At 40.8% G+C, this 25,980-nt stretch carries 17 protein-coding genes; 5 read left to right on the forward strand and 12 right to left on the reverse strand.

Annotation, left to right across the window (positions count from 1 at the left end; genetic code table 11):
- Positions 1-36 precede the first annotated feature (36 nt).
- The 3 genes from DC498_RS07510 (at position 37) to DC498_RS07520 (ending at position 5,156) form a co-directional block, all read left to right on the forward strand.
- A complete protein-coding gene (locus tag DC498_RS07510; RefSeq protein ID WP_116873542.1) occupies positions 37-2,535 on the forward strand; it encodes a cation-translocating P-type ATPase in 2,499 nt (832 codons plus the stop codon).
- Positions 2,536-2,661: 126 nt separating this feature from the next.
- Complete coding sequence (locus DC498_RS07515; protein WP_116873543.1) at positions 2,662-3,108, forward strand: PepSY-like domain-containing protein; 447 nt, start codon at positions 2,662-2,664, stop codon at positions 3,106-3,108.
- A gap of 119 nt (positions 3,109-3,227) precedes the next feature.
- Positions 3,228-5,156, forward strand: a complete 1,929-nt coding sequence (locus DC498_RS07520; RefSeq protein WP_116873544.1) for a M1 family metallopeptidase — start codon at positions 3,228-3,230, stop codon at positions 5,154-5,156.
- A 269-nt stretch (positions 5,157-5,425) separates the two neighbouring features.
- Here the strand turns inward: DC498_RS07520 and DC498_RS07530 are convergent, their stop codons facing one another.
- On the reverse strand, positions 5,426-6,592 hold the full coding sequence (locus DC498_RS07530; protein ID WP_116873546.1) for a cysteine desulfurase family protein: 1,167 nt from the start codon (positions 6,590-6,592) through the stop codon (positions 5,426-5,428).
- A gap of 131 nt (positions 6,593-6,723) precedes the next feature.
- Here DC498_RS07530 and DC498_RS07535 point away from each other — a divergent pair, with 131 nt between their 5' ends.
- Entirely contained in the window at positions 6,724-9,999 is a 3,276-nt protein-coding gene (locus tag DC498_RS07535; protein ID WP_165813783.1) for a PVC-type heme-binding CxxCH protein, read from the forward strand.
- A 125-nt stretch (positions 10,000-10,124) separates the two neighbouring features.
- Here the strand turns inward: DC498_RS07535 and DC498_RS07540 are convergent, their stop codons facing one another.
- The 9 genes from DC498_RS07540 to DC498_RS07580 all read right to left on the reverse strand — a co-directional run bounded on the left by DC498_RS07540 (position 10,125) and on the right by DC498_RS07580 (position 22,761).
- Positions 10,125-10,730, reverse strand: coding sequence for a transposase (locus DC498_RS07540; protein WP_116873548.1), 606 nt, complete (start codon positions 10,728-10,730; stop codon positions 10,125-10,127).
- 206 nt (positions 10,731-10,936) lie between these two features.
- Entirely contained in the window at positions 10,937-11,587 is a 651-nt protein-coding gene (locus DC498_RS07545) for a 3-keto-disaccharide hydrolase (RefSeq protein WP_116873549.1), read from the reverse strand.
- A gap of 61 nt (positions 11,588-11,648) precedes the next feature.
- Entirely contained in the window at positions 11,649-13,094 is a 1,446-nt protein-coding gene (locus DC498_RS07550) for a Gfo/Idh/MocA family protein (protein ID WP_116873550.1), read from the reverse strand.
- A gap of 171 nt (positions 13,095-13,265) precedes the next feature.
- On the reverse strand, positions 13,266-14,429 hold the full coding sequence (locus tag DC498_RS07555) for a hypothetical protein (RefSeq protein WP_133176784.1): 1,164 nt from the start codon (positions 14,427-14,429) through the stop codon (positions 13,266-13,268).
- 34 nt (positions 14,430-14,463) lie between these two features.
- Positions 14,464-16,113, reverse strand: coding sequence for a RagB/SusD family nutrient uptake outer membrane protein (locus DC498_RS07560; RefSeq protein ID WP_116873552.1), 1,650 nt, complete (start codon positions 16,111-16,113; stop codon positions 14,464-14,466).
- An 18-nt stretch (positions 16,114-16,131) separates the two neighbouring features.
- Complete coding sequence (locus tag DC498_RS07565) at positions 16,132-19,278, reverse strand: SusC/RagA family TonB-linked outer membrane protein (protein WP_165813784.1); 3,147 nt, start codon at positions 19,276-19,278, stop codon at positions 16,132-16,134.
- Positions 19,279-19,925: 647 nt separating this feature from the next.
- Positions 19,926-20,720: an SDR family NAD(P)-dependent oxidoreductase gene (locus tag DC498_RS07570; protein ID WP_116873554.1), complete on the reverse strand. Its 795-nt coding sequence runs from the start codon at positions 20,718-20,720 to the stop codon at positions 19,926-19,928.
- Between the two features lie 210 nt (positions 20,721-20,930).
- Positions 20,931-21,956 (reverse strand): zinc-binding dehydrogenase, encoded by a 1,026-nt coding sequence (locus DC498_RS07575; RefSeq protein ID WP_116873555.1) that lies wholly within the window; start codon positions 21,954-21,956, stop codon positions 20,931-20,933.
- A gap of 112 nt (positions 21,957-22,068) precedes the next feature.
- A complete protein-coding gene (locus DC498_RS07580; RefSeq protein ID WP_116873556.1) occupies positions 22,069-22,761 on the reverse strand; it encodes an orotidine 5'-phosphate decarboxylase / HUMPS family protein in 693 nt (230 codons plus the stop codon).
- Between the two features lie 129 nt (positions 22,762-22,890).
- Between DC498_RS07580 and DC498_RS07585 the strand changes: the two genes are divergently transcribed.
- Positions 22,891-23,925 (forward strand): LacI family DNA-binding transcriptional regulator, encoded by a 1,035-nt coding sequence (locus DC498_RS07585; RefSeq protein ID WP_116873557.1) that lies wholly within the window; start codon positions 22,891-22,893, stop codon positions 23,923-23,925.
- 1 nt (position 23,926) lies between these two features.
- On the opposite strand, the gene DC498_RS07590 is transcribed toward DC498_RS07585, so the two are convergent.
- Together DC498_RS07590 and DC498_RS07595 are read right to left on the reverse strand one after the other, a co-directional pair.
- Positions 23,927-25,147: a TCR/Tet family MFS transporter gene (locus tag DC498_RS07590; RefSeq protein WP_116873558.1), complete on the reverse strand. Its 1,221-nt coding sequence runs from the start codon at positions 25,145-25,147 to the stop codon at positions 23,927-23,929.
- 235 nt (positions 25,148-25,382) lie between these two features.
- A complete protein-coding gene (locus DC498_RS07595; protein WP_206197550.1) occupies positions 25,383-25,910 on the reverse strand; it encodes a methylated-DNA--[protein]-cysteine S-methyltransferase in 528 nt (175 codons plus the stop codon).
- Positions 25,911-25,980 lie beyond the last annotated feature (70 nt).

A 25,980-nucleotide genomic window follows, 5' to 3' on the forward strand; every position in this document is an offset into this window, starting at 1 on the left:
TACCTGGGCGAAGCAGTTTAATCCTGATTTTTGATTATGTATTCTTACAATATACCCGATCATCTGAAAGGTCTTACAGAAGACGAAATAAAGAAGTCAAGAGAGAAATTTGGATTTAACCAGGTATATATAGAAGGCAAAAGCACCTGGTGGCGTATGCTTGCAGACATACTGAAGGAACCAATGCTCATTTTACTGATCATTATTTCTGTGATATATGTAATTGTAGGTAATTATGGCGAAGCTTTATTTATGCTGGCAGCCATTGTCGCTGTTTCAGGAATTTCTTTTTACCAGGATAACCGCAGCAAAAAGGCGTTACAGGAACTGGAAAAGCTGAATGAGCCTTTAAGCACCGTTATCCGGGATTCAAAAATTATACAAATACCCACTTATGAAATTGTTGTTGGTGATTTATGTGTAACAGAAGAAGGAAAAATAATAAATGCTGACGGGACGATTATTCATAGCAATGATTTCTCCGTTAACGAATCTTCGCTTACGGGTGAAAGCTTTTCTGTATTTAAAGACAGCGGATCTGAAGATAACAAAGTATATAGCGGAACTATTACCGTTTCTGGTCTCGCTATTTTTGAAGTGGAAAAAATCGGGAGGGAAACCAAGATCGGGGAAATAGGTGAATCACTGAAGGATATTAAAGAGGAAGACTCACCTCTTCAAATGCAGATCCGGCGGTTTGTAAAATTGATGGCGATTATTGGACTTACTATTTTTTTACTTGTGTGTATTGTCAGCTTTTCTCAAACGGGCAATGTTATAAACAGCTTGCTAAATGGATTAACGCTCGCCATGTCGGTATTGCCTGAAGAGATTCCGGTTGCCTTTACAACTTTTATGGCTTTGGGCGCCTGGAAACTGATGCGGGAAGGTATAATAGTAAAAAGAAGCAGTATTGTAGAAACATTAGGCAGCACCACAGTCATTTGCACAGACAAAACAGGAACTATCACTGAAAATTCCATGCAGTTGAAACTCCTTTATGATTTTAAAACGGATAAACTATTAGGCGAAAATGTTTTTGGCGATGCAAGTCTTTCAACACTTATTGATTATGCAATGTGGAGCAGCGAACCTGTTCCATTTGACCCTATGGAAAAAACGCTGCACAATACATATGAAAAAACACAACGGCATGATTTGAGGAAGGAGTTTCAATTGTTTCATGAATATCCTCTTGAGGGCAAACCTCCAATGATGACACATCTTTTTGAGAATGATAAAAAAGAGAGAATCATTGCGGCTAAAGGAGCGCCGGAGGCTATTGTTAACGTCAGCCGGCTTTCTGATTCCCAAAAGAAAAGACTGAATGAGCTAACAGGTCAATTGGGGCAAAAAGGATACAGGGTGTTAGGCGTTGCCAAAGCAAATTTTGATGGAAACAATTTTCCCGTAAAGCAGCAGGAATTTGAATTTGACTTTTTGGGTTTTGTAGTGTTTTACGACCCACCCAAAAAAGGAATTAAAGAAGTGTTTCAAAAAGTTTATGATGCAGGCATTAAGGTTAAAGTTATTACCGGCGATAATGCAGAAACTACTAAGGCCATTGTTGAGCAGGCAGGTATAATCAACGCTTATCCGGCCGTTAGTGGTATGGATATTCTAAGATATACCGGGGAGGAACTTATACAGGTTACCGAACGTACAACATTATTTACCCGGATGTTTCCGGAAGCCAAACTGGCTGTTGTGAATGCGCTTAAGAAAAAAGGAGAAGTGGTGGCAATGCTGGGTGACGGTGTAAACGACAGTCCGGCCCTGAAAGCAGCACATATCGGGGTGGCAATGGGAAATAAAGGAACTGAAATTGCGAAGTCAGCAGCTTCATTGGTTATTACTAATGATGATTTAGGCAAATTGATCACCGGTATTGCCGCGGGTAGAAGGATTTACTCCAATATAAAAAAAGCAGTTCAGTATATTATATCTATCCATATTCCTATAATACTCACAGTGTCGTTGCCTCTGTTCCTGGGCTGGGTATTTCCCCAGATATTCACACCGGTTCATGTTATTTTTCTGGAACTGGTAATGGGGCCAACCTGCTCTATTGTGTATGAAAATGAACCTATTGAAAAAAACGCTATGTTACAACCTCCAAGAGTAATTACGAATACCTTTTTAAGCTGGCATGAGCTGACTATCAGTATAATCCAGGGATTGGTAATTACCGCCGGAGTGTTATTTGTGTACCAATACACTGTTCAGAAAGGTGGTAATGAAGCAGAAACAAGAGCAATGGTATTTTCTACTTTAATTTTTTCAAATATTTTATTGAGTCTTGCTAACCGTTCTTTTTATTACAGTATGCTGCATAGTTTTAAAAACCGCAACTCATTGCTGGTTGGCATAAATGCCATTACACTTGTGCTGCTTTTTTTAATTCTTTATTTCAAGCCCTTCTCTGCTTTTTTTAAAGTATCCTGTTTAAATGCTGCACAATTGCTCACAGCCCTGGCTATTGCTACGGTTTCAGTTGTATGGTTTGAAGTGTATAAGCTCATCAAAAGAAACTAAAGAAAAGTAAAAATCACGGCGAGCACGTTTTTTGATGAAGTTAATATTAAGAAATTTTTACAAACTTTTCTTTGCACGCACACTCATCTGGCACGAAATTGCACCTGTTAACAATAAATACAATTTATGAAAAAGATATATTTTGTGGTATTGCTTATATGTGCCGGCTTAATATTTACAGCCAATGCCCAGGTACGGAAAATACCCGCTGAAGTTACCAATGCATTTTCTGAAAAATATGCTGATGCAAAAAATGTAGAATGGAAAGATAAGCTCAGTGCTTTTGCCGCTACATTTGAATTGAACGGTGATAAGCTTGAAGCAAGATTTAATAAAAAAGGAGAATGGCAGGGAACAGAAAAAGAGCTCAATGCAGATGATCTCCCCTCTGCCGTAAAAGATGGATTCAGTAAAAGCAAGTATACTGATTGGGAAACAAAGACAGTATACGAGGTTGAATTGCCGGATGATAAAAAAGAATATAAAATACATGTTGCCAAATCGAGCGTACAAAAGAAAATACTTTTGTTTGACGCTGATGGTAAATTGCTGAAAGATAATCTTACACTATAAAATTTCCCGGTTTTCAGTGTGTTGGTGAGGAGTGAAATATTCACTTCTCACCATTTTTTTAGGCAGGTATAGTAACGAACGCTTTAATTACCTTTGCGGCAGTTTAAAAAATAGCAATCATGAGAATATTTGCGACCCTGGTTATTTGTTTTATAAGTATTAGTGTTTTTGCACAGCCTGATCGCTGGCAGCAGAAGGTGAAGTATGTGATGGATATTAATATGAATGTGCAAACCAATAGATTTACCGGTAAACAAAAACTGGAATACTGGAATAATTCGCCCGATACTTTATACAAAGTATTTTACCATCTGTACTGGAACGCATTTCAGCCTAATAGTATGATGGATGCAAGGAGCCGTGAACTGGGTAAAATTCAGTTTCGCGGAAGAGATGGAAACCCTGTTGGAGACTGGGATCCAAGAGTGCAGAATCGCATCCTTAACCTCAAACCAGATGAGATCGGTTACCAGAAAATAAATACATTAAAATTGAATGGTGTTGACCAGCAGTTCAAAATATATGAAACCATCCTGGAGGTTAATTTATCAAAGCCTATACTTCCTAAATCGAAAGTGGTGTTTGATATGGATTTTGAAGCGCAGGTACCTTTACAGATACGTCGCTCAGGAAGAGATAACCCACGTACAGGCGTAAGATATTCTATGAGCCAGTGGTATCCTAAAATGTGTGAGTATGATTACGAAGGATGGCACCCTACACCGTATGTGGCAAGGGAGTTTTATGGTGTGTGGGGAGATTATGATGTGAATATTACTATTGATAAGAATTATATTATTGGAGGAACAGGGTATCTGCAGAATGCCAGCCAGGTTGGTTATGGTTACGAAGACGCGGGTACGAAAGTCAATCGCCCCTCCGGCAACACGCTTACCTGGAAATTTAATGCGCCTAATGTGCATGATTTTATGTGGGCTGCTGATCCTGAATTCAAACACCTCACCCGTAATATTCCGAATGGTCCGGTTATTCATGTTTTATATAAAAACAAACCAAACGATGCAGCAAATGATGCTGCCTGGAAGGAAGTAGCTGATGCTGCGGTAACTGCATTACCTTTTATAGAGAAGCATTTCGGAGAATACCCATACAAGCAATATTCGTTCATACATGGTGGTGATGGCGGTATGGAATACCCGATGGCTACATTGATTGCCGGGCCAAGCCTGGGCACTGTTTTTCATGAATGGATGCATAGCTGGTACCAGATGATGCTTGCAACAAATGAATCATTGTACGCGTGGATGGATGAAGGATTTACCAGCTATGCGGAAGGATTGGTTTCAGCTTTTTACAAACAAAAGAAAGCCGGGCTTATTAGCGGGCTTGAGTTGCTTGCAGACCCTGCAAAGGCTGGTCAATCTGCAGATCTGCCATTATACCAGGATGATTCTTATACAGGATATTTTAATCTGGTAAGGAGCGGGCTGGAAGAGCCGTTAACCACTCATGCGGATCATTTCAACACTAATTACGCTTACAGTAACGCAGCATACTCCAAAGGAGCCGTATTTCTTGAACAACTTGGATATATTATCAGCGATTCGCTGAGAGATAAAACCCTGCTGGAGTATTATAAACAATGGCGGTTTAAACACCCCAATGCCAATGATTTTATTCGTGTAGCCGAAAAGGTTAGTGGCATACAATTAGACTGGTATAAAGAATATTGGGTAAATACTACCAAGACCATTGATTATGCCATAGATAGTTTGTGGGAGCAGAATGGTAAAACCAATATCCGCCTAAAAATGATCGGGCAAATACCGATGCCGGTAGATGTATCATTACAATTTAAAGATGGCTCAAAAGAAACCGCCTATATACCGCAGTTAATAATGTTTGGTGAAAAACCGCAGGAGGATACAACGCCAAGGGTAGTACGCGAACCCTGGAAATGGACGCATCCTGTTTATACTTTCGAGGTTAATCAAAAGCTGATGAATATTAAGTCTATTGAGATTGACGCCACGCAGCGGATGGCTGATGTGAACAGGAAGAATAATAAGCTGGAGTTAAATTGGTAGGGGAGGGGCAATGGTGAATAATCAATAATGAATCAATGTCGTTTCCTTAAGAGTGCATAGCGTTTTTAAGGGCAAGTTGTTGATTGCCTCAAGCCGGCGGGCTTCGTAACCGGAACGCCGCTGCTTTTTGTCTTTTGAAAAAATATGCTCCGCATTTTTTCAATCCCACCTTCGGCGTGACCAGACAAAAAGAGGCGGCTTATCCGGTTACTGGTAACAGTGCGATAAATCTCTGGGTTGCTGATAATTTAAAAGTTTTATGATGATTCTTATGCTAAAGGAAACGACATTGATTCCCCATTTACTATCTTCCCCACTTCCTCAATCGCAAAATTAATTTCTTCTTCGGTTGTAAATCTTCCCAAACCAAAACGTATAGAGTTTCTTGCGGATTCATCTGCAACGCCCATTGCTTTTAACACATGCGAAGGCTCAGGATTGGCAGATGTGCAGGCAGAGCCGGATGAAACAGCAATGGTTTTGGTAATAGCAGTGAGTAACTGGTTTCCCTTTATGTTATTAAAAGAAAGATTGGTTACATTAGGTAAGCGATGTTCAGTATCACCATTTACTGTTATTCCTCCGATGTTAAGTAATGCATCTTCAAGTTTGTCTCTCAGTTTTTTTATGCGCAATGCTTCTTCCTGCATTTGTAATCTGCATAGTTCGGCTGCTTTTCCCAATGCTGCAATGCCAGGCACATTCAATGTGCCGCTGCGCAATCCTTTTTCATGACCGCCACCATCTATTTGAGGTGATAGCCTTACACGCGGATTTTTTCTCCTTACATATAAAGCGCCAACGCCTTTGGGTCCATATATTTTATGTGCGGAAAGACAGAGCAGGTCAATATTGTCGTCAATAACATTAACAGGTATTTTTCCAACAGCCTGCGTAGCATCAGTAAAAAACAAAATATTGTTTTCTTTCGCAACAGCACTAATATCGCGGATAGGCTGTATTACACCGGTCTCATTATTGGCGTACATAACAGTAATGAGTACTGTATCTTTTCTTATAGCATTCTTAATAGCCGTTGTATCAATAATGCCATTCTGCAGAACAGGAAGTATAGTTATTTCTGCTCCTTTTTTTTCAAGATGCCTGCAGGTATCAAGCACTGCCTTATGTTCAGTAGCGCAGGTGATGATGTGTTTGCCATTATCCCCATACATTTCAAATACTCCTTTAATGGCGAGATTAACGGCTTCTGTTGCGCCGGAAGTAAAAATAATTTCACTGCTGTCAGCTCCGGTTAATGCCGCAACCTGTTCTCTCGCCAAATTAACCGCTTCTTCTGCTACCCAGCCAAAACTATGGCTCCTGCTTGAGGCATTGCCAAACTGGTTGGTAAGGTAAGGCATCATTGCATCAAGCACAGCAGCATCAATGGGAGTGGTTGCATTATTATCAAGATATATGGGAAGCCCGGGCATACATTATTTGATAACGCAAGATACGAGTAAAAGAAAGAAATGTTTTCTCAGTTGTATTATTATGAGCAATGATAGAGCAGGATAGTTAATGCTGATGAATGGTTAATTTAGGCAGCCAAGCTTGCATGTATATGAATAAAAATATTGTTGAAATCAGCATGATCAAAATCCGCATATTCACTTTTCCGTTATTTATCGGCGTATTGTTTGCCGCAAGTTGTTTGCAAAAGAAAACACCTGTACATATATTAGACCCGGCTGCAGGTAGTCATATTGTTTTTATAGGCAATACTTTTGCGGAGCGATTGCAGTACTATAATTATTTTGAGCCGTTGTTATACAGTAGTTTCCCTGGCAAAAACCTGGTGGTGAGAAACCTGGGCTGGAGCGCTGATGAGATTAATATGCAGTCGCGCCCAATGAACTTTCCTTCGCTGGATGAATACCTTACCCGGCAAAAAGCACAGATCATTTTTGCGTGTTATGGATTAAATGAAGCGTTTAAAGGAAAAGACAGCCTGCAATCATTTAGAGAACAACTGGCAAAATATCTTCATCATCTGCGTGAGCAGAAATTTGATGGAGTGAATAATCCGCAACTCATTCTTGTTTCACCCATTGCGCATGAAAAGCTTGGGGGCTTTTTACCTGACCCGGCTGCTCACAATAAAGATCTTGCATTGTATGTAAAAGCAATGCAGGCGGTGAGCGATGAAATGCATATACCGTTTATTGATTTGTTTGATGCTACCCGGCAGCTTGAAAAAAGTACAGATTCCATTACCATCAATGGTATTCACCTGAATGAAAAAGGCTATAAGGCGGTGAGTGAAATGATGGCTGCCGCATTGGGATTTAATGTATCTGCCTGGAAAGATGATCAATATAATCGCCATCTTAAAAAAATAATAGACCAGAAAAACCAGCAGTTCTTTTATTTATACCGCGCAGTAAACAGTGAATATATTGTTGGCAGGCGTAAAGAACCCTGGGTGCAACCTGCCGGTGGGCCAATTTCATATCCGGGAGAGTTGGCTAAACTTGGTGATATGGTAAATCGTTTGGATAGCGTAGTTTGGGAAACCGCGAAAGAGGATGTACCGGAAAACCTGGCTAAAGCAAATGGCATTATTAAGGATACCGTGCAATTTACCCAGCTTGATAAATCAACAATAAAAAAGCCGGCTGCAGATATTCTTTCGATGCCTGAAGGCTACCAGGCAAACCTTTTTGCTTCTGAAGCGGATTTTGATCTTACAAATCCTGTAAAAATAGTGTTTGATACAAAAGGCCGGCTATGGGTAGCGGATATGGCTTCCTACCCGCAATATTTGCCCGGTGCGCCGCCAGATGATAAAATACTGATACTTGAGGATACGGATGGTGATGGTGAGGCAGACAAGCAAACTGTTTTTGCAGATAGTTTATACATGCCAAACAGCTTCGAATTTGGTAACGGTGGCGTATATGTAAGTCAGCCGCCTAACCTTTGGTTTATGAAAGATACTGATGGCGATGGAAAAGCTGACTGGAAGGAAATAGTGCTGCATGGTTTTGGAACAGAAGATATTCATCATACACTAAATACATTCACCTGGGGCCCTGACGGAGCATTGTATTGGCATATGGGCACGTTTTTGCATACACAGGTTGAAACGCCGTATGGACCTGTAAGAAATGATTATGGCACTACTTTTCGTTACGAGCCGCACACGCAAAAGCTTGAAACGCATGTTTCTTATGGTTATGCCAATCCCTGGGGGCATGTATTTACACGCAATGGTACCGAGATCATCAGTGATGTTTCAACCGGCATGAATTATTTTGCGCCACCGCTCACTGTTGCTATTGATTATCCGGGCAAGCATACCGGTATGAAAGATTTTCTTACCACAGATGTGAAGCCCAAAACTTGCGGTACCGAAATAATATCAAGCCGCCAGTTTCCGGGTGAAGTGCAGGGCAATGTGCTTTTCAATACGTTCATTGGTTTTCTGGGCGTAAAACAGCATCGCGTAACCGAAAATGAGAGCGGTATTATAGCACAAGAAATTGAACCATTGCTGCAGGCAAAAGACCCCAATTTCCGCCCGGTTGATTTGCGCTTCGGCCCTGATGGCGCTTTGTATGTGGCAGACTGGTATAATCCCATCATCAGTCATGGTGAAAGAGCTTTGCGTGATACGCTGCGTGATCATACGCATGGCAGAATATGGCGTATAATATACAAGAGAAAGGCGTTATTGAAGCCGGTTGATTTTTCAACGATGCCTGTTGAGCAATTGCTTGATCAGTTAAAAGTATATGAAGACAGGCACAGGTATACCACACGTACGCAACTGCGGCAATTGCCTGCAACCCAGGTATTGCCTGCATTACAAAAATGGATAAAGACGCTTGATGTAAATGATAAAGAATATGAACAGCATAAGTTGGAAGCGCTGTGGGTTTACCAGCAATTCAATCAACCTGAAAAAAATCTGCTTGATGAATTATTAAAAAGCAGGGATGAGCATATACGTACTGCCGCAACAAGAGTAATGTTTTACTGGAAAGATGCGTTGCCTGATGTTGAGCAACAGTTGATCCATATGTCGGGAGACAGCTCTGCAAAAGTGAGGTTACAGGCAATTATCTCGCTGAGCTATTTCAATACGGAAGCTGCTGTAAAAGCTTTGCTGGCAACGCTTGCAAAGCCGGTTGATTATTATATTGATTATGCTTTAAAAGAGTCATTCAGGCAGTTAAAACCCGTGTGGGTTGAAATGTTCAGGAAGGATAAAAATTTTCTTTCAAACGATACTGCGGCTGCAGATTTTATTTTAGGCGCCGTTACCGATACAAAGGTTTTGGAAGCGCCGGGCTTTATTCGTGAAGATCCGCAATGGAAAAAATATAACAGGGTTGGACTGACAGATAAAGAGTATGATGCATTGAAAGATGTTGTTGCGGTTACAAGGTTTAGAAATAGTATTACAAAGCCGGCAGAGCAGCAACAGCAGCCGGAAAGGAAATCTTTGGTAATATCTGGCAGAACAGTTATTGAGTTAAGTACAGTGCCTGCAAAAATGATTTTTAATAAAGAAGAGATTATTGTTAAGGCTGGTGAAGCGATAACATTGATATTTGAAAATCCTGATGGCATGCCTCATAATATTGTGATTGGCAAACCCGGAAGTATAGAAAAGGTGGGCAAGGCTGCTGACGCGATGGCTGCACAAAAAAACGGGTATGAAAAAAACTTTGTTCCATCCATACCCGAAGTATTATTTTCAACGCCTTTAATACAAAGCGGCAAAAGTTACCGGCTTGATTTTAACGCGCCCCCAAAAGCCGGAGCATATCCATTTGTGTGTACATTTCCCGGTCACTGGCAAACAATGAAAGGAATAATGAGAGTGGAATAGGAATAGCAAAGAGCGAAGAATTCGTTATTATGTTTGTTATGTATAGCCTTACCAGGCACAACGAGTTATTAATTGGAGTTTTTGTACTTTGGAGCAAAAGCCACGATTATATGTCATGAATGATTTTATGATTTTTTATATGGTTTATTATAGTTCGCATAAAATTTATCCTCCGCCCATTTTGCAGGATTGTTGATGATGTAATTTGAAATGTTTTGATAGGATTTTTCATCCCGGATGATATGTTCATAATAATTGCGTTGCCACAATTTACCCATCGTTTCGTTTTTCGATTTATCAATATCCAGGCATCCATTTGCCGCCAATGATTTGTATGCGCCAATAATGTTGCCAACCGTGGTAGGGGCAGGGCTTGCCCCTGCCCCTACCACGGTATCATTCCCATCATCGTTAATGGGTACGTTTGTGCAGACATCCGTATTTTTATCCGGGGCACCCGCGAGGGGTGCCCCAACCAATGCGATTATACCATGCATGTGGTTGGGCATTATCTGGAACACGTCTAATTCGAAATTGGGGAATCGTTCCGGTAATTTTATCCATTCATTGTAGGCGATTTGTCCAAATTCATTTAATACCATTTTTTTGTTTATTATTTCTCCAAATCTGCAAATTTTATGTTGGCAACAAATGGTAATGAAATATAATCCGGCCTTTGAATAATCGTATCCTTTCAACCGGATAGACCTGCGGTGGTGGTGTTTGTTCATATTCTTTTACATTTCTGGAATTACTCCGGGCACAATTGTAGGGGTAGCTCTTATAAAATTTGTTCAGTTTTTTAGTACGCTAATGTATGTTTTTATTATGTATTACGCTTGCCGTATTTAAAATCAAAAAGGGTAGAAGTTCTTCTTACCTCTACCCCTTGCAAATGCCCAAAGCTGATAGCTGAACGCTGATAGCCGATAGCTTCTTATGGCAACGGCTTCACATAAATATCTTTAAAGTATACAATACTGTTAGGATCATGCGCCTGTAAAGCAAATGTGCCGCTTTTTATTAAACGTCCCGGATGCCCTTTGGGTGCAGTCGCCCCTTCAGGCTCTGTCCAGTCAATGATCGTTTGTCCGTTAATTTTAGTAATTACATGTTTTCCTTCAACTCTGATAGACATTTCAAACCATTCATCGTCTTTTACATAAGTTTCCCTGGCTTCTGAGATATCATACAAGCCCGCAGTTCTTTTCCAGTCTTTGTGCGAGTTGTTAACCTGCACTTCAAATCCGTCATCCGGAAACCCTTTTTGCTGAAACAGGGTGTGAAAGTAAAAGCCGGAATTAGAGTTCGGTTTAGTGAGGATCTGCATTTTTACTTCAAAGTTTTTGAAGTTATGGTTTTGTACAGGTCCGTCGTAATACAGATGCGATCGTTTGCCCGCAACTTTAATAGCACCATTTTCAATACTGAAGGAAGGTCCTTCACTTTCTTTCCAGCCATCCAGTGATTTACCATCAAAAAGACTGATCCATTCTCCGCTGCCGGAGTTATTATGACTGCCACTAATTTTTTTGTTGCTGCATGCGGCAAGCATTGTTATAGCAGCAATAAGAAGAAAATTTTTCACGATATAGTTTTAAATGAAAGAAAAAAAGAGTCCCGCATTTTTGTGCGGGACTTCAAAAGTATTAAAAATCGAGTGTCCAGCCTTTGCGGTATTCTCTCTTCACAAATTGATTCACTTCATCGAGGTTGGTTACTTTCATGTTTTTATAATCCCAGAGCAACTTCATGTTTGCACCCGGGTAATCATTACCTCTTCCATTAGCTCTTGGCTTTGGTGTATCTGCTGCCCTGATTCCTAAATTGGCCATTAAAATCGCTTCGGTAAGCGGCCCTGATTTAGAAAACGGAGCACTTAATTCCATATTACCATACCCTGCAATACAGCCCTCTACCCATTGTGCATAGTGTCCGTCAGCACTTCCGGGAACACGCTTAATAGTTTTGGGAACTTTTACTTCTTCGTTCCTCTTAAGCGGTAAAAGGCGTGGATTGGCTGCATATTCGCTGGCCATCATTTTGCCTTTTGTTCCAACAAATAAAATACCGCTGTTACCATCTCCAAATACTTCATTAGCACCCAGTTCAGCCGGACGTTCTGGTTTTATACCACCGTCCATCCAGTGCATAATTACTTCTCCTTTTGTTTTATTTGTTTTAGGGAAGGTAAGTGTTGCATGGGCAGAAGGGGGAAAGCTATCAGGGAAATAACCTCTTTTTCCAAAAGCAGTAAATACACTGGTTACTGAAGCCTGTACATCCAGTGCATATTGCAGACCAAGTACTCTGAAAGGTGCTTCCATAAGGTGACAACCTAAGTCGCCTAAGGCACCAGTACCATAATCCCACCAGCCACGCCAGCTTCCTGGGATCAAACCATCCACGTAGTCTTTCTGAGGGGCTGTACCCAACCATAAATCCCAATCTAAACCGGCAGGTACTGCTGGTTTTTCTGTAGGCCAGGGAATGCCCTGTGGCCAAATTGGTCTGTTGGTAAATATATATACGGAATGTACATCGCCAATAATACCGGCATCGTACCATTCAACCAACTGACGTACACCATCACCCGAAGCTCCCTGGTTACCCATTTGCGTAACTACTTTGTATTTTTCAGCAGCTTCAGTTAACACACGTGCTTCATAAATATCATGAGTTAAAGGCTTCTGCACGTAAACGTGTTTCTTCCTGCGCATGGCAGCCATTGCTACTACAGCGTGTGTATGGTCAGGGGTAGACACAGAAACAGCATCGAATGATTTTGCTTCCTTGTCAAATAATTCTCTCCAGTCTTTATAATATTTGGCCTTAGGAAAATTTTTTCTTGATTCTTCAGCCATGCGATCATCAACATCACACAAAAAACCAATTTCAGCTTTACCACTTTTGTAGAAATTAGCAATGTCTGAACGCCCTTTTCCACCGGCTCCAACGCCGGCAATAATCAGTTTATCACTTGGCGCTATATAACCTTTACCTAAAACATTGCGGGGCACGATCATAAAACCCGCTGCACCCATAGCGGTATTTTTTATGAAATTTCTGCGGGATTTGAATAGTTTCTTAGACATAAGTATTTGTTTAAGCAATCAAAATTGTGAGAGGTTTCTTATTGTCGTGAGACAGCGTATTTTACAAGCTACTCAATATGCAGGTATTATTTAAAAAAAACCATTAAGAAATTAAGGTTAATTAACGTTTTTGTTAGTGTCTTAATTTCCTAATGGTTTATAATACCCGGATTATTGTATTACGCTATTGTGCGTATATAAATTGCCTATTCTGTATTCAAACTCCGCGGAAGCGCCCGGCGTAAGTTTGGTTACTTTCAGCATTCCATATATCACATCAGATGCTGTGCCACCATTGACCAGTTTAAACACATATACTCCTGTGCCTGCAGAAGGATCAATGCTGGTAACAGGCGAACCTGCCGCGAATGCTGTTTTGGCATCATTTACACTGTTAAGGTTGTAGGTAGCTATGGTAGAAGGGACAAAACTGATACCCTTACCACCCGTTGCCCATGCGGCGCCCTGTGATAGGGTAAGATTTGCACCTAATGTAATTACTGCATTCGCATTGGTTGAAGCAACTGCTGCACCGGTGAGTAAATTAAATCCATCGTTTGTTGTACTGAGCGTGCCTGATTTTTTTAAGAAGAAATAAGGATTGCTGGCTACTATGGTTTTAATTACCTCGTTGGTATAGCTTCCCTGTGCAGTCACAAAAGAATAGATCATGGTGTCTTTACCAACAGCGAAGTCATCTCCGGAAACAGGAATGGCGTCAGAGGGTGAGAATGTGCCTACTGATTGCCATGCTTCATTTGTTCCATTCTTCTTTTTTACAACTACGTTCCCTGCATACGCTCCGGAAGCTGGCGCAACGGTTGCTTTAAAGCTTGCGGTGCCGGCAGATCTGATCACATCAACATCTTTTCCGTTATACTGCGGGTTAGATACTACAGTCGCATCTTTAAGATTAACCCGGAATGTAGCGGCGTCGGTTTTGCCGGAAAAAGTAACCGTAACATAATCACCTGCGTTAACCAGTTTTGCTTCGGCTCTGGTATAACTAACTACAGCAGTTAAATCACCGCCCAGCGTTATTTCTTTTTGTGTGCCTGCCATAGGTAATAATTGTTGCGATCCACCGCCGGATGGTGTTTGTAATTGCAATAATTCTACTTTCATTACATCACCGCTTTTAGCATTAGGCAGGTATGATGTTACGGTAAAGCCATCATCAAGCGTGGTAATACCGTCAGAGGTTGTTTTGGCTACCCCTGTAATAACAACATTTCCGTTTTCGTCTGTTGGTATTTCATAATAAGGCTGTTTAGTGCAACTCCATAAAGAAGCTGCAGTTGCCATTATGAATAAATTTTTTATGTATGTCTTCATTGTATGATAATTATAGATACTCAATTCAATTTACTTACTGTCCGGATTGTTTGGGCAGGTATCCGAAGTTTTGCAGGCACTGCGCATTATTGATGATTTCTGTACCTGAAACAGGAGCCAACAGGTTCATTGGTCCAAATTCGAAGCTGAAGTCAACCGGGCGATGGCCAAAGAATGATTCAATAGCGGCAAACTGGCCTTCACCATCAACCAAACACATACGTGTGCGGCGCTGATCCCACAGCATTTTGTTTTCAAATACCAGTTCGTAAGCCCGCTCGCTCATTATTGCCAGGAGATTTATATCTGTAGCCCTGTAAGCAGGCAGCAGGGCTCTTGCTCTAACCAGGTTTATACCTTTTATCATATCATCATCGCTCACTGCTTCTCCCAGCGATCTTAATGTCCAGTTTACCTCGGTAAGCATCAGTAATATATCTGCATAACGATAGAAGCTCCAGTTTAATCCTGACTGGCCGGTTACCTTAATGGCACTTTGGTCGTAAAATTTATACAGGTAAGCCATACCAAATTTATCTGCAGGACCCTGGGAAGGATCATATTTAGTAGACTTGGTATCAGAAAAGTAAAACATTTGCCTGTCCTGTATACGTTTATCGGCGGGGTCGTAAGATTTAAAATAAGGAGTACTTGGGATGAAAGTGCCATATTCATCACCAAACATAGATACATGGCTAAGTCCTGGCAATGATGCCGCAATAATGCTATTATTGGTAACACCACTCAGGTATTGCGCCTGGAAAACTGCTTCACCCACATTGTTTTTTCCGGGGTCGTGCAGGTCATCATAGGAACCTAAAGTATAAGCGCCATATAATACATTTAGATTGGTTTGGGCTTTCTTTAAAAAGTCTTTAGCAGAAGCTGAATTTACAGGATATGTACTTGCAGACCATGATCCATCAACACACCAGTTTTTTTCAGGAGCAGTGGCTACTTCCTGATAAGGATAACCGGCACAGGTTAAATATACATCAGCCAGTATTGCCCGGGCCACATGTTTGGTAACCCTTCCATTGGTCGAACGGGCATCAGCCAGGGGGCTGTTAACTGCAAATTCAAGATCAGGGATTATTACTTCATCATATATCTGCTTGAGAGAAGTACGGGGCAATTGAACACTATCCAGCGTGCTTACTACAGTTGTAGTTAAAGGCACATCGCCAAAATAACGAACAAGGCAGAAATAATACCATGCCCTGAGTGTTCTTACTTCAGCCATTGCTTTTTGAATGTCAGCATCAGACCATTCCGTAATGCCGGGTATTTTGGCAATGGAGAAGTTACAGTCTCTTACACCCTGGTACCAGTTATTCCATTGGTTGTTAAAATTACCAAGCATATCGCCGGATATCTGGTTGGTTTGATATTTCCATATCTGCACGTGTGTATCAGATGTATAGGCTTTACCGGTTGGATATTCCAATGTAGCGGGCAGATAGTTACCCCAGTCGTCGGCACCGCCTGTCCATGATGCTAAAGAGCGGTAAGGTCCTATAACAAGAGCAGCGCCCTCCTGAGCTGTAGTAAAAACAGTTTGATCTGTCATGTTGCCGGTAGGCACTTCTTCCAGGAATTTTTTACAACTACCCGTCATTATTACAATAAGGGTAAGTATTGCCTGGTATTTAAAAAATTGTATGATTTTTTTATTTGAACACATGATAATACGCTTTAAGAATTAGAAACTAACATTAACGCCGAAGCTGTAGATAGAAGGATTGGGATATTGGTATTTATCCACGTTCGGCACCAGTGAATACTGTTTATCCAGCGAGCTTCCTTCAGGATCGTACCCTTCAACATTGGTAATTAAGAAGAAATTAGCCGCGGATATATAAGCTCTTATCTTTTGGAGTTTCCATGCCTGCACAGGAAAAGAATAGCCAATGGTTGCAGAACCGCCTCTTATAAAGGAAGCATCGCTGATCATATGCGTATCGGGGTAGGATTGATAGTATGCGCCACCATTACCCGGCCGCATCTGTGCTATCATAGTATTTTGAGCGGTTGGACGCCATGCCTGCAACGTACTGTTCAAACCACCTGATACCAATTGCCTGTCTTCTGCAGATTCATGCACAAAAGCTTTATTAACGCCTGACACAAACTGGATATTCAGGCTCGCATCAAATCTTTTGTATTTAAAATAGTTATTAAAACCACCCAATACTTTCGGGAATGAGTAACCGATAATACCACCGTCTGAATACAGGTCGATCTTACCATCATCATTCCTGTCAAGAAATTTCAGGTCGCCCGGCAACATGCCATAACGTGCGGCAAGAGAAGCTTCTTCTGTGCTGTAAGTACCAAGACGTGTAAGCCCGAAAAATGCGCCAATCGGCTCTCCTACTTTCAGGATAGAAGTACCGTTACCCGCGCCAGTTTGCACATATATAGGTGCGCCGGTTGGTCCTAATGCCAGTATCTTATTCTGGTTAAGACTTATAGAAATGTCTGTATTCCATTTAAAGTTTGCACCGTCAATTATTGCAGCGCCCAAACCAATTTCCCAGCCTTTGTTTTCAACAGAACCATAGTTCATTTTGGCTGTACCTGTTGTGGTAGAACGGGGCAAAGGCACATCTAACAACATATCCTTGGTTACTTTGTAATAATAATCGAGTGTAAGATTTATCCTGCCATCAAGCACACCTAATTCTAAACCCCCATCATATTGCGTGGTTGATTCCCATTTCAGATCAGGGTTACCCATCTGGCTGGGATAAATACCTGTTTGAGAAGAGCCACCCAATACCACGCTACCAACACCAACATAAGTTTGAGATACATAGCTACCAATTTCCTGGTTACCTGTTTTACCCATACTTGCTCTCAACTTTAATTCGCTTATGCCTTTAACATCTTCCAGGAATTTTTCCTGTGAAACTCTCCATGCCACACCGGCAGAAGGGAAAAAACCGTATTTGCTGTTAGGACCAAATTTGGAAGAACCATCTATACGACCTGTTGCCGTGAGTAAATACTTGTTTTTGTAAGTATAGTTTACCCTTGCAAAGTATGAGTTAAGTGCACTCTTACCATCGCTGCTACTAGGTACGGGACGTGTTTGCGCACCTGCGCCAATATTATGGTATTCGTAAAAATTGGAAAAGAATACAGAGTTGGAAGTGTTCAGGTATTCCCAGTTAAACTGTGTCCACGCTAAACCCAGCATAGCATTTATTTTATGTGCATCTCCTACTTTTTTATCGTAGTTAAAATAGTATTGGTTTTGCCAGTAAAAAGTATTTTGTGTATTGATAGTTGCTGTTCCGTTACCTCCGTATAATTTTCCACTATAGCCATTATACTTGTAAGCATTATAGTCAACAGAGAAATCGGTTTTAAGGCTCAGGTCAGGAGTGATCTTCGCATTCAACGCGATGCTTCCTGTAGTTTGATCGCGGTTGGTAAAAGCGAATATCTGTGATCTCCTGAAAACGATATTGTACCATTGTTCACCAACATTAAAATCTCCGTTAGTTCCCCATCTGTTGGCATAGGTACCCAGGCTTGGATCATTCGGATATTGTACGGGCAATATACTCCAAACCTCTGCAGTAGAACGCGTGATTCCGTCATCATTGGTTTCCTGGCTGCGTGCATATGAGATATTAGTGCTCATATCAAGCCATTTAGTAATTTTTACATCACCGGTAATTCTGCCGGTATATCTTTTAAACCATGATTTTGTCATTAAACCGCGCTGATCGGTATAGCCTAAAGAAGCAGAGTATTTAGCGTTCTCACCACCACCTCTGATATCAACGTGGTGGTTGTTAGAAGTAGAGGGTTTAAATGCTAGATCCTCCCAATTGGTATTATAAATGGGTTTATAGTAGTTGCCATCTTTGCCTACAAGGTCTAATATATAATCGCCTTTTTCTACTTTTTCAAATAACCAGGGCATTTCAGAGTAGGAAATACCGGAAGCTGTAGCACCGCGAAAATCTTTAGCACGGTTAATAGTACCATATTTATCGCCATTTGCCATTGCCTGTTCATACACATACATTAATTGATCTGCATCCATGGCATACAGGTGGCGTTGTAAAACATTACGTGAAACACTGCCACTGTAATCAACCTGTGTTTTGCCGTTTACACCTCTTTTGGTAGTGATCATAATTACACCGTTTGCACCGCGTGCCCCGTATATAGCGGTAGCAGAAGCGTCTTTTAAAACTTCCATTGCCACGATGTCTTCAGGGTTTAATGTAGACAGCGCGTTGGCAACGCCAATAATTCCGTCAACAACAAAAAGCGGATCGCTGCTTGTGTTGATGGAGTTTGTACCGCGTATCCTGATCATAGGTTTGCCGCCTGGAACGCCCGCGCCCTGGTTAACTACCTGCACACCCGCGATCTTTCCCTGTAACCCATTTCCCACGTTGGCAATCGGCCTGTCAACCAGCTTGTCGGCTTTAATTTGCGCAACCGAACCAACCAGGTCGCTTTTCTTTGCAGTACCATAACCTACCACAACAATATCACTCAATCCTTCAACGGAGTCTTCAAGGGCGATAGTGATATTATTTTTGGCATCTACGGTTTGGGTTTTAAATCCTACGATGGAGATTACCAACTGTACTCTCTTATCTGAGTCTACGGTAATGGTAAAAACACCATCTTTATTTGTTGTAGTACCACGCGACGTACCTGCAACAGTTACGGAAGCTCCTTCAAGCGGTAGCCCGTTTTTATCTACAACCTTACCCCGTATTTCTATCGGCGGTAGGTTGTTTATTGATTTGTTTCCATCAAGCTCTCCTGCTTGTGTATTAAGTGAAAAGCTTAAAAACAAGACAAAAATTAGTTTCATGGCAAGAAACGACTTGTTGAGTTTTTGGTTGGTACAAAATTTTGGCTTGTACCTGGCATAAGCATTCATAATTCTGTGAATTGGGATGAATAAATAGTTTAGTTTCCTCGAAAATGTTTGCCGGCATGGTTTAATCCGCCGGCAATAGCCAAATATCAGTCACTAATATTTGGTGCTGGCATTGTTAATTTTTCATGTACATTTTTGGTTTTGGTTTAAGTTTTTAAATTAATAATACAGGTTCTTCACTTGTAGCTAGAATGTATATCAGCGGTGATTGCCTTTAAAGCACAAGGCTACATGTAAGCTGGCAAATCTTTGACTACTTTTAAAGCCTGGTGCAGACAAGCAGCTTATTAATAATTGAAATTTTGTACGAGATGGGATTGTAGCTGACAGATTTATTTGCAATTTCACTTATTCTGTTCCAATAGCAATTGAGTAAGATTTCAAATGCTATAAATTTTCTTATTGCAAAAGAATGAAACAACATTTTTCTGCAACGCATGTTTTGGTTGGTTACGTTGTAATTCATATGACAAACTAGGATTGACGAAACGTTGGATGTCGTTTTCTACGGTTAACCTATTTACTTTTTCAATGGTAGAGGCGGGTTACGGTTATTGCCTGAAGTTTTTATTCAACTTCTACTTATGTATGGTACTTGTATCTTTTGGTGGATTTCGGCTATTGGACGGATATTGTTCAATCGTTAGTACCTGACCACTCACGGGGCCACTTTCATCAGATAAAAAATACACTGCGGCAGCAGCAATTTCTGCTGGCCAAATAATTCTTCTCGCTGGGGCATAAACCGTAGGTAAATCTTTATACCAGTCTTCTGCAAGCCCATGTTGTTTTTTACGGATGGTTTCATTTTCAGTAAGTACCCAGCCTGGGTTTATCTGGTTTACTCTTACTCCTTCTTCGCGGAATAAGGTATCGCCAAGATTATGGGTCAACGTCATAAGCGCCCCTTTGGATACACTATATGCAAACAGGTTCGGTTCGCCGCTGTAGGCATTTACCGAGCCAATATTTAATACACTTCCTTTTTGTTTTTTAAGATGCGGCAAAGCTGCTTTAATTAAAACAAATGGTGCAACAGTATTCACTTCAATTACTTTACGCAGTAGGGTTGCATCTGTAGTATGCAGGTTGGAAGATGCTACAATGGCAGCATTGTTTACAACAGAATCTAACTTTCCAAACGTTTTAACGGCAAGCTGCACCAGGCGTTCTGCTGCCCCTTCGTTTGTAATATCTTCTATATGTAATATGGCATTTCCTTTTCCTAAAGTAGCAACAACTTCTTCGCCCCATTCTTTTTCAAGACCATGCACAACAACTTTTGCGCCTTCTTCAACAGCACGCAAGGCAATGGCTTTTCCAATACCTGTGCAACTTCCGGTTATTATTATTACTTTATTTTTTAAGCGCATAAGAATTAGTTTTAAACTTCACCTTCGCTCCCTATCCATGCAATGAAGAGGGAGCGAAGCTATAGAAGCAATTCCAAACTATATCACTACCATATTAACTTTTGAATATATCCAAGCTTTAGTTTACTGTATTCTTGTGTTTGTATTTCAATTCCACATTTTCACATTCTTTCCCTCATTTTCAAATCTTCTAACTCACCAATCTTCTAATCAAACAGGTTTCAACACACTTTTCACTACCTCTCCTTTGTGCATTTTTTCAAAAGCCTCACGCCATTCTGTTACAGGCCACACACCGCCAATAATTGGTTTAACATCTAATTGTCCGCTGGCGAGTAATGCAATTACTCTTTCCCAAATAGGCCAATTATGGCTAAAACTTCCCTGCAGCGTTACATTTTTTTGAACTAATGGGTCGAGCGAAAAATTCAATGGTTGAGGACCCCAACCAACTTTAGATATGGTACCTTTAGGGCGAACCAATTGTAATGCCATTTTTAAAGTAATGCTTGCGCCTGCAGCATCAATAACACAATCTGCGCCCATTCCATCTCTTGCTGTAGCCCAGGGCATGGCATCTCCAATAATACCTTCGCAGCCGTATTGTTTTGCAATCTCAATACGGTTACGGTCAGCTTCCAGTCCAACAATTGCTACTTCCGCACCGCATAATCTTGCCATTGCAGCACATAAGATTCCTATAGTGCCAGGTCCCATTACTATCACCCGATCTCCTGGTTTTAATCTTGCGTTTTCTACTACAGCATTAAATGCAACACAGCATGGTTCTGTTAAACAGGCTTGTTCAAATGCAAGCTGGTCCGGAACTTTATGCAAACAGCGTGCAGGTACACGCACATATTTTGTCATTGCGCCATTCACTCCATAACCAAAACCTTTACGGCCCGGATCAAGATTGTATAAGCCACTCCTTGTCATCGGGCTGTTGGGATTAATTACTGCGGCTGTTTCACTAACCACGCGGTCACCCTCTTTCCAGCCGGTAACACGGCTGCCTAGCGCAACAATGTGTCCGCCAAATTCATGACCAAGCACTACAGGGTAATTTACCGGCCAACTATGATCGGCTGTCCATTGATGCAAATCGCTGCCGCAAACGCCTACATTGGCAACTTCGAGCAATACATCATCTTCGCCTATTTCAGGTTTTTCTATTTCCCGTATTTCAACTGACCCTTTTTCCGGTGCATAATTTACAACTGCTGCAGATTTCATATGTAGTTATTTATAGTTTGTCTTTTATAGTTTATAATTTCGGATTTGCGGTCAACTATTAACCCAAAACCACAAACCATAAATATTTAGCTGATAGCTCATGGCCCATAGCTCACGGCATCTCATACGCATGTATCTTATCACATATCAGCCTGAGTGAACTTTCCAGGTCACCATCTGCTGTTTTAAAAGCATCTGCATCTATAGTGAGTGGTGCGCCTAATACAACCAGAGGGGCGCCATATTCAGGGCAGCGGATGGCTTGTTCTAATGTTAATCCCCCAACAGCCTGTACAGGTATACTAACGGCATCAACTACCTGTTTTAATTGGTCAAGCGGGCTTGGCATTCTTTTGCCCTGTGCTGCTATACCTCTGCGTTCGTCATATCCTATATGATGAATTACATAGTCGCATCCTAAATCTTCCAGCCATCTGGCCGCGGCAACCATATCAGGGCAACCGAGGTTGTCACCCATTACTTTAGCGCCAAAATCTCTTCCTGCGCTTACCACGCATTTAATGGTTTCTTCATGCGCTCTTGCCATAACCACCACATGTGTAGCGCCGGCTTTAGCCATCATCTCCGCTTCAAGATATCCGCCATCCATTGTTTTAAGATCGGCAACAATAGGAACTTTCGGAAATGCCTCCCTTAATTTTTTAACACCATGTAATCCTTCGGCAAGTATCAGTGGAGTGCCGGCTTCAAGCCAGTCAACGCCGGCCCGCATAGCAAGCGCCGCTGTTTCAAGTGCTTCATCAATATTAGTAAGATCGAGAGAAATCTGAACTATGGGCTTCATAAAATAAATTCAATCGTTTAAGTTAGTAGCAAATCTAATAAAATAAATTATTTAAACGTTTAAATTTTTTATTGGCATTTGTTGTAGATTTACCCACTAACATAATTTCTAACTATAATTTTTTCTTTTTTGAAAAAGATTGGGCTTAAGGATGTGGCTAACAGCGCCGGTGTTTCAATATCTCTTGTTTCATATGTTCTTAATGGGCAGGCGGTTCAAAAAAAGGTTAAGAAAGAAACGGCTAAGCGAATAATTGAAGCGGCGAATAATCTGAATTATAAACCGGATCTTATTGCCAAAAGCCTGAAAATGAGTAAAACTCATAGCATTGGTTTAATTGTGGCTGATATAGATTACAGATACACATCAGGAATTACAAAGGCAATTGAGGAGGAAGCAAAAAGATGTAACTATACTGTGATATATGGTAGTTCAAATGAACGCAGGGATGCATTTGTTGAACTTATCAATGTTTTTACAAACAGGAGAGTAGATGGTTTGATTATCATTCCGGTTGAAGGATGTGAAGACCAGTTGCATTTATTGCAGGGATATGGTATTCCGTATGTGCTGGTTGACCGGCTTTTTAAAAATATTGATTCCAGTTATATTGGATTGGATAATTTTCAGGCATCTTATAATGCCACAGAATATCTCATAAAACTGGGACATAAAAAGATATTTTTTTGTAATTATCACACTACTCTTTTTCACTTGCAGGAACGCAACCGCGGATATAAGAAAGCCTTGCTGGATTATAAAATAAAATTTAAACCGGATTGGCTTATAGAAATTCCTAACATTCCGGAAGATAGATATGAAAATGTTACTCATGGACTGAATGATGTTTTCGAAAAGAAAAAAGAATGTGATGCCGTTTTTTTTGCCTCGGATAATCTTGCTATTTGCGGATTGAAATATTTTATTGAAAAACAAATCAGAATTCCGGATGATGTATCAGTAATGAGCTTTGATGAATACGATGAATTTGAAATTTTTTATTGCTCTATTACTCATTCACGCCAGCCACTCAAGGAAATGGGAACACTGGCTGTTAAAACCCTGGTAAATCTGATAGAAAAACGGGGTGTTGGAAAACATATAACACTTAAGGCCGATTTAGTTGCAGGGAAGTCTTGCAAAGAAGGGATGATTAGTGTTTAATTCATTTTGTTATTGCTTTTTCAGTCCTAAACATCCGGTAAACCAGTATGGTGCTTATCAGCATCATAAAAGCTCCGAGTAAAAAAGGTGCGCCGGGAAAATATACCGGCGCAGATCTGCCGGTAAAATAAGCGAACAAATTTGTCATTAACGGAGGTCCAATGATTGTAGTAAAACTCATCATGCTGGTTAATGCGCCCTGCAATTCTCCCTGCTCATTAGGTGGAACATGATTTGAAATAACAGCCTGTAATGCAGGTCCCCCAATACCACCAAGGCAATAAGGAATTAAAAATACAAGCATCATCCAGCTCTGCGTAGCAAATGCGAATAATAGCAAACCGACAGTGTATAACGCCAAACCCACATAAATACTTTTTTCGTTGCCAAGTTTTGGATGTACTATTCTTATTAAACCGCCCTGCACAAGCCCTACCAGCAGACCAACAATTCCAAGGGAAATACCCACCATTTTTTCATCCCATTTAAATTTCTCCATATTAAAAAATGCCCAGGTGCTTTGTACGGAATGCACAGCAATATATACAAGCATCAGGGAAATAATAAGCCCGCTTAATGCCGGGTATTTACGCAGGTGTAATAAAGAACCAACTGGATTTGCCCGTTTCCAGGAAAATGAACGCCTGTTATTTTTATCTAAAGATTCAGGCAAAACAAAGTATCCATATAACCAGTTGAGCAATGTTAGTATAGCTGCAGCAATAAACGGAACTCTTGGTCCAACACTGCCTAATAAACCACCGATTACAGGGCCTATGATAAACCCTAATCCAAATGCTGCTCCTATCATGCCAAAATTTTTTGCACGATCTTCGGGAGCGCTTATATCTGCAATATAGGCTGCGGCTGTGGTGAAACTGGCACCTGTGATGCCGGCAATAATTCTTCCTATAAATAACCAACCAATATCTGGCGCAATGGCAAGCAACAGGTAGTCGAGACCAAAACCAAACAATGAAAATAACAATATTGGACGCCTGCCATATTTATCACTCAGGTTACCCAGCACAGGTGCAAATACAAACTGCATGATGGCGAAAGCAAAAGTGAGCCACCCTCCCCAGCGTGAGGCATCACTGAGATTACCATGAATAAGTTGCTCGATCAATTTTGGCATAACAGGTATGATAATGCCAAAACCAATAGTATCTATAAGAAGCGTTACGAAAATGAAGCCTAGTGCGGCTTGTTTTGATGCCATAAAGAAGGTTTGATATAAGCTGTCAGCTATTAGCTATCAGTTGTCAGCTGTGTCGACTATCATCATTTGTTTTTATGATCACCCATGTTTGTCAGGCGTTAAATAATTTTTTGTGTTTGCTGAATACATGATGAGTGTCAGCAGTTAGCATCTTTTTCGATAAATAGTGAATTGTCGATTGCTGACAACTGACAACTGATAGCTGATTGCTAACAGCTATTAGCTATCAGCTTTTTCACCATCCCCCCAGTGTCTGTACCCCATTTGCAAATTTTGCTTCATGATCGAGCAGCCACTTTTTTCTCCACAGATCACCACCATAGCCTACAAGGTTACCATTTGCGCCAATTACACGATGACAGGGGACAACAATGCACAATTGGTTTTTGCCGTTGGTAGTGCCAACTGCTCTTATGGCCTTTACATCACCGGTTCGTTTTGACAGTTCGAGATAGGATATGGTTTTGCCATAAGATATATCCAACAGTGCATTCCATACTTTCAATTGAAAAGCTGTTCCATCCTGCCTGAAAGGAAAATCAAATGTCATTCTTTTTCCTTCAAAATATTCGCTCAACTGTTGTGTGCAACGCTCAGCTATTGTATTTTTTTCAGGATTGGGTTGCAATGAAGACTCATCCAGTTTCGGTCCTTTCCAGGTATTTACAAATAGTATGGCATTTATTGCTTCTTCATTAACCTTTATTTCTAACAGGCCAACAGGAGAGGAGTAATAAGTTGTATATATAGCTTGTTCTACCACGGTAACATTTTAGGAGTGGTAAATGTAGCGGTTTATGTTATGTGATTTAGCTTCGTTGATAACTTTTTGT

Origin of the sequence: Terrimonas sp. (assembly GCF_003075435.1) — a bacterium.
GTDB lineage: Bacteria > Bacteroidota > Bacteroidia > Chitinophagales > Chitinophagaceae > Agriterribacter.

What these genes read in the sequence shown, in the direction of transcription:
- DC498_RS07510 (WP_116873542.1), top strand. Translation starts at nt 37, where the DNA reads ATGTATTCTTACAATATACCCGATCATCTGAAAGGTCTTACAGAAGAC.
- DC498_RS07530 (WP_116873546.1), bottom strand. Translation starts at nt 6,592, where the DNA reads ATGCCCGGGCTTCCCATATATCTTGATAATAATGCAACCACTCCCATT.
- DC498_RS07565 (WP_165813784.1), bottom strand. Translation starts at nt 19,278, where the DNA reads ATGAAACTAATTTTTGTCTTGTTTTTAAGCTTTTCACTTAATACACAA.
- DC498_RS07590 (WP_116873558.1), bottom strand. Translation starts at nt 25,147, where the DNA reads ATGGCATCAAAACAAGCCGCACTAGGCTTCATTTTCGTAACGCTTCTT.
- DC498_RS07560 (WP_116873552.1), bottom strand. Translation starts at nt 16,113, where the DNA reads ATGTGTTCAAATAAAAAAATCATACAATTTTTTAAATACCAGGCAATA.
- DC498_RS07535 (WP_165813783.1), top strand. Translation starts at nt 6,724, where the DNA reads ATGAATAAAAATATTGTTGAAATCAGCATGATCAAAATCCGCATATTC.
- DC498_RS07555 (WP_133176784.1), bottom strand. Translation starts at nt 14,429, where the DNA reads ATGAAGACATACATAAAAAATTTATTCATAATGGCAACTGCAGCTTCT.
- DC498_RS07550 (WP_116873550.1), bottom strand. Translation starts at nt 13,094, where the DNA reads ATGTCTAAGAAACTATTCAAATCCCGCAGAAATTTCATAAAAAATACC.
- DC498_RS07515 (WP_116873543.1), top strand. Translation starts at nt 2,662, where the DNA reads ATGAAAAAGATATATTTTGTGGTATTGCTTATATGTGCCGGCTTAATA.
- DC498_RS07570 (WP_116873554.1), bottom strand. Translation starts at nt 20,720, where the DNA reads ATGCGCTTAAAAAATAAAGTAATAATAATAACCGGAAGTTGCACAGGT.
- DC498_RS07580 (WP_116873556.1), bottom strand. Translation starts at nt 22,761, where the DNA reads ATGAAGCCCATAGTTCAGATTTCTCTCGATCTTACTAATATTGATGAA.
- DC498_RS07540 (WP_116873548.1), bottom strand. Translation starts at nt 10,730, where the DNA reads ATGAACAAACACCACCACCGCAGGTCTATCCGGTTGAAAGGATACGAT.
- DC498_RS07575 (WP_116873555.1), bottom strand. Translation starts at nt 21,956, where the DNA reads ATGAAATCTGCAGCAGTTGTAAATTATGCACCGGAAAAAGGGTCAGTT.
- DC498_RS07520 (WP_116873544.1), top strand. Translation starts at nt 3,228, where the DNA reads ATGAGAATATTTGCGACCCTGGTTATTTGTTTTATAAGTATTAGTGTT.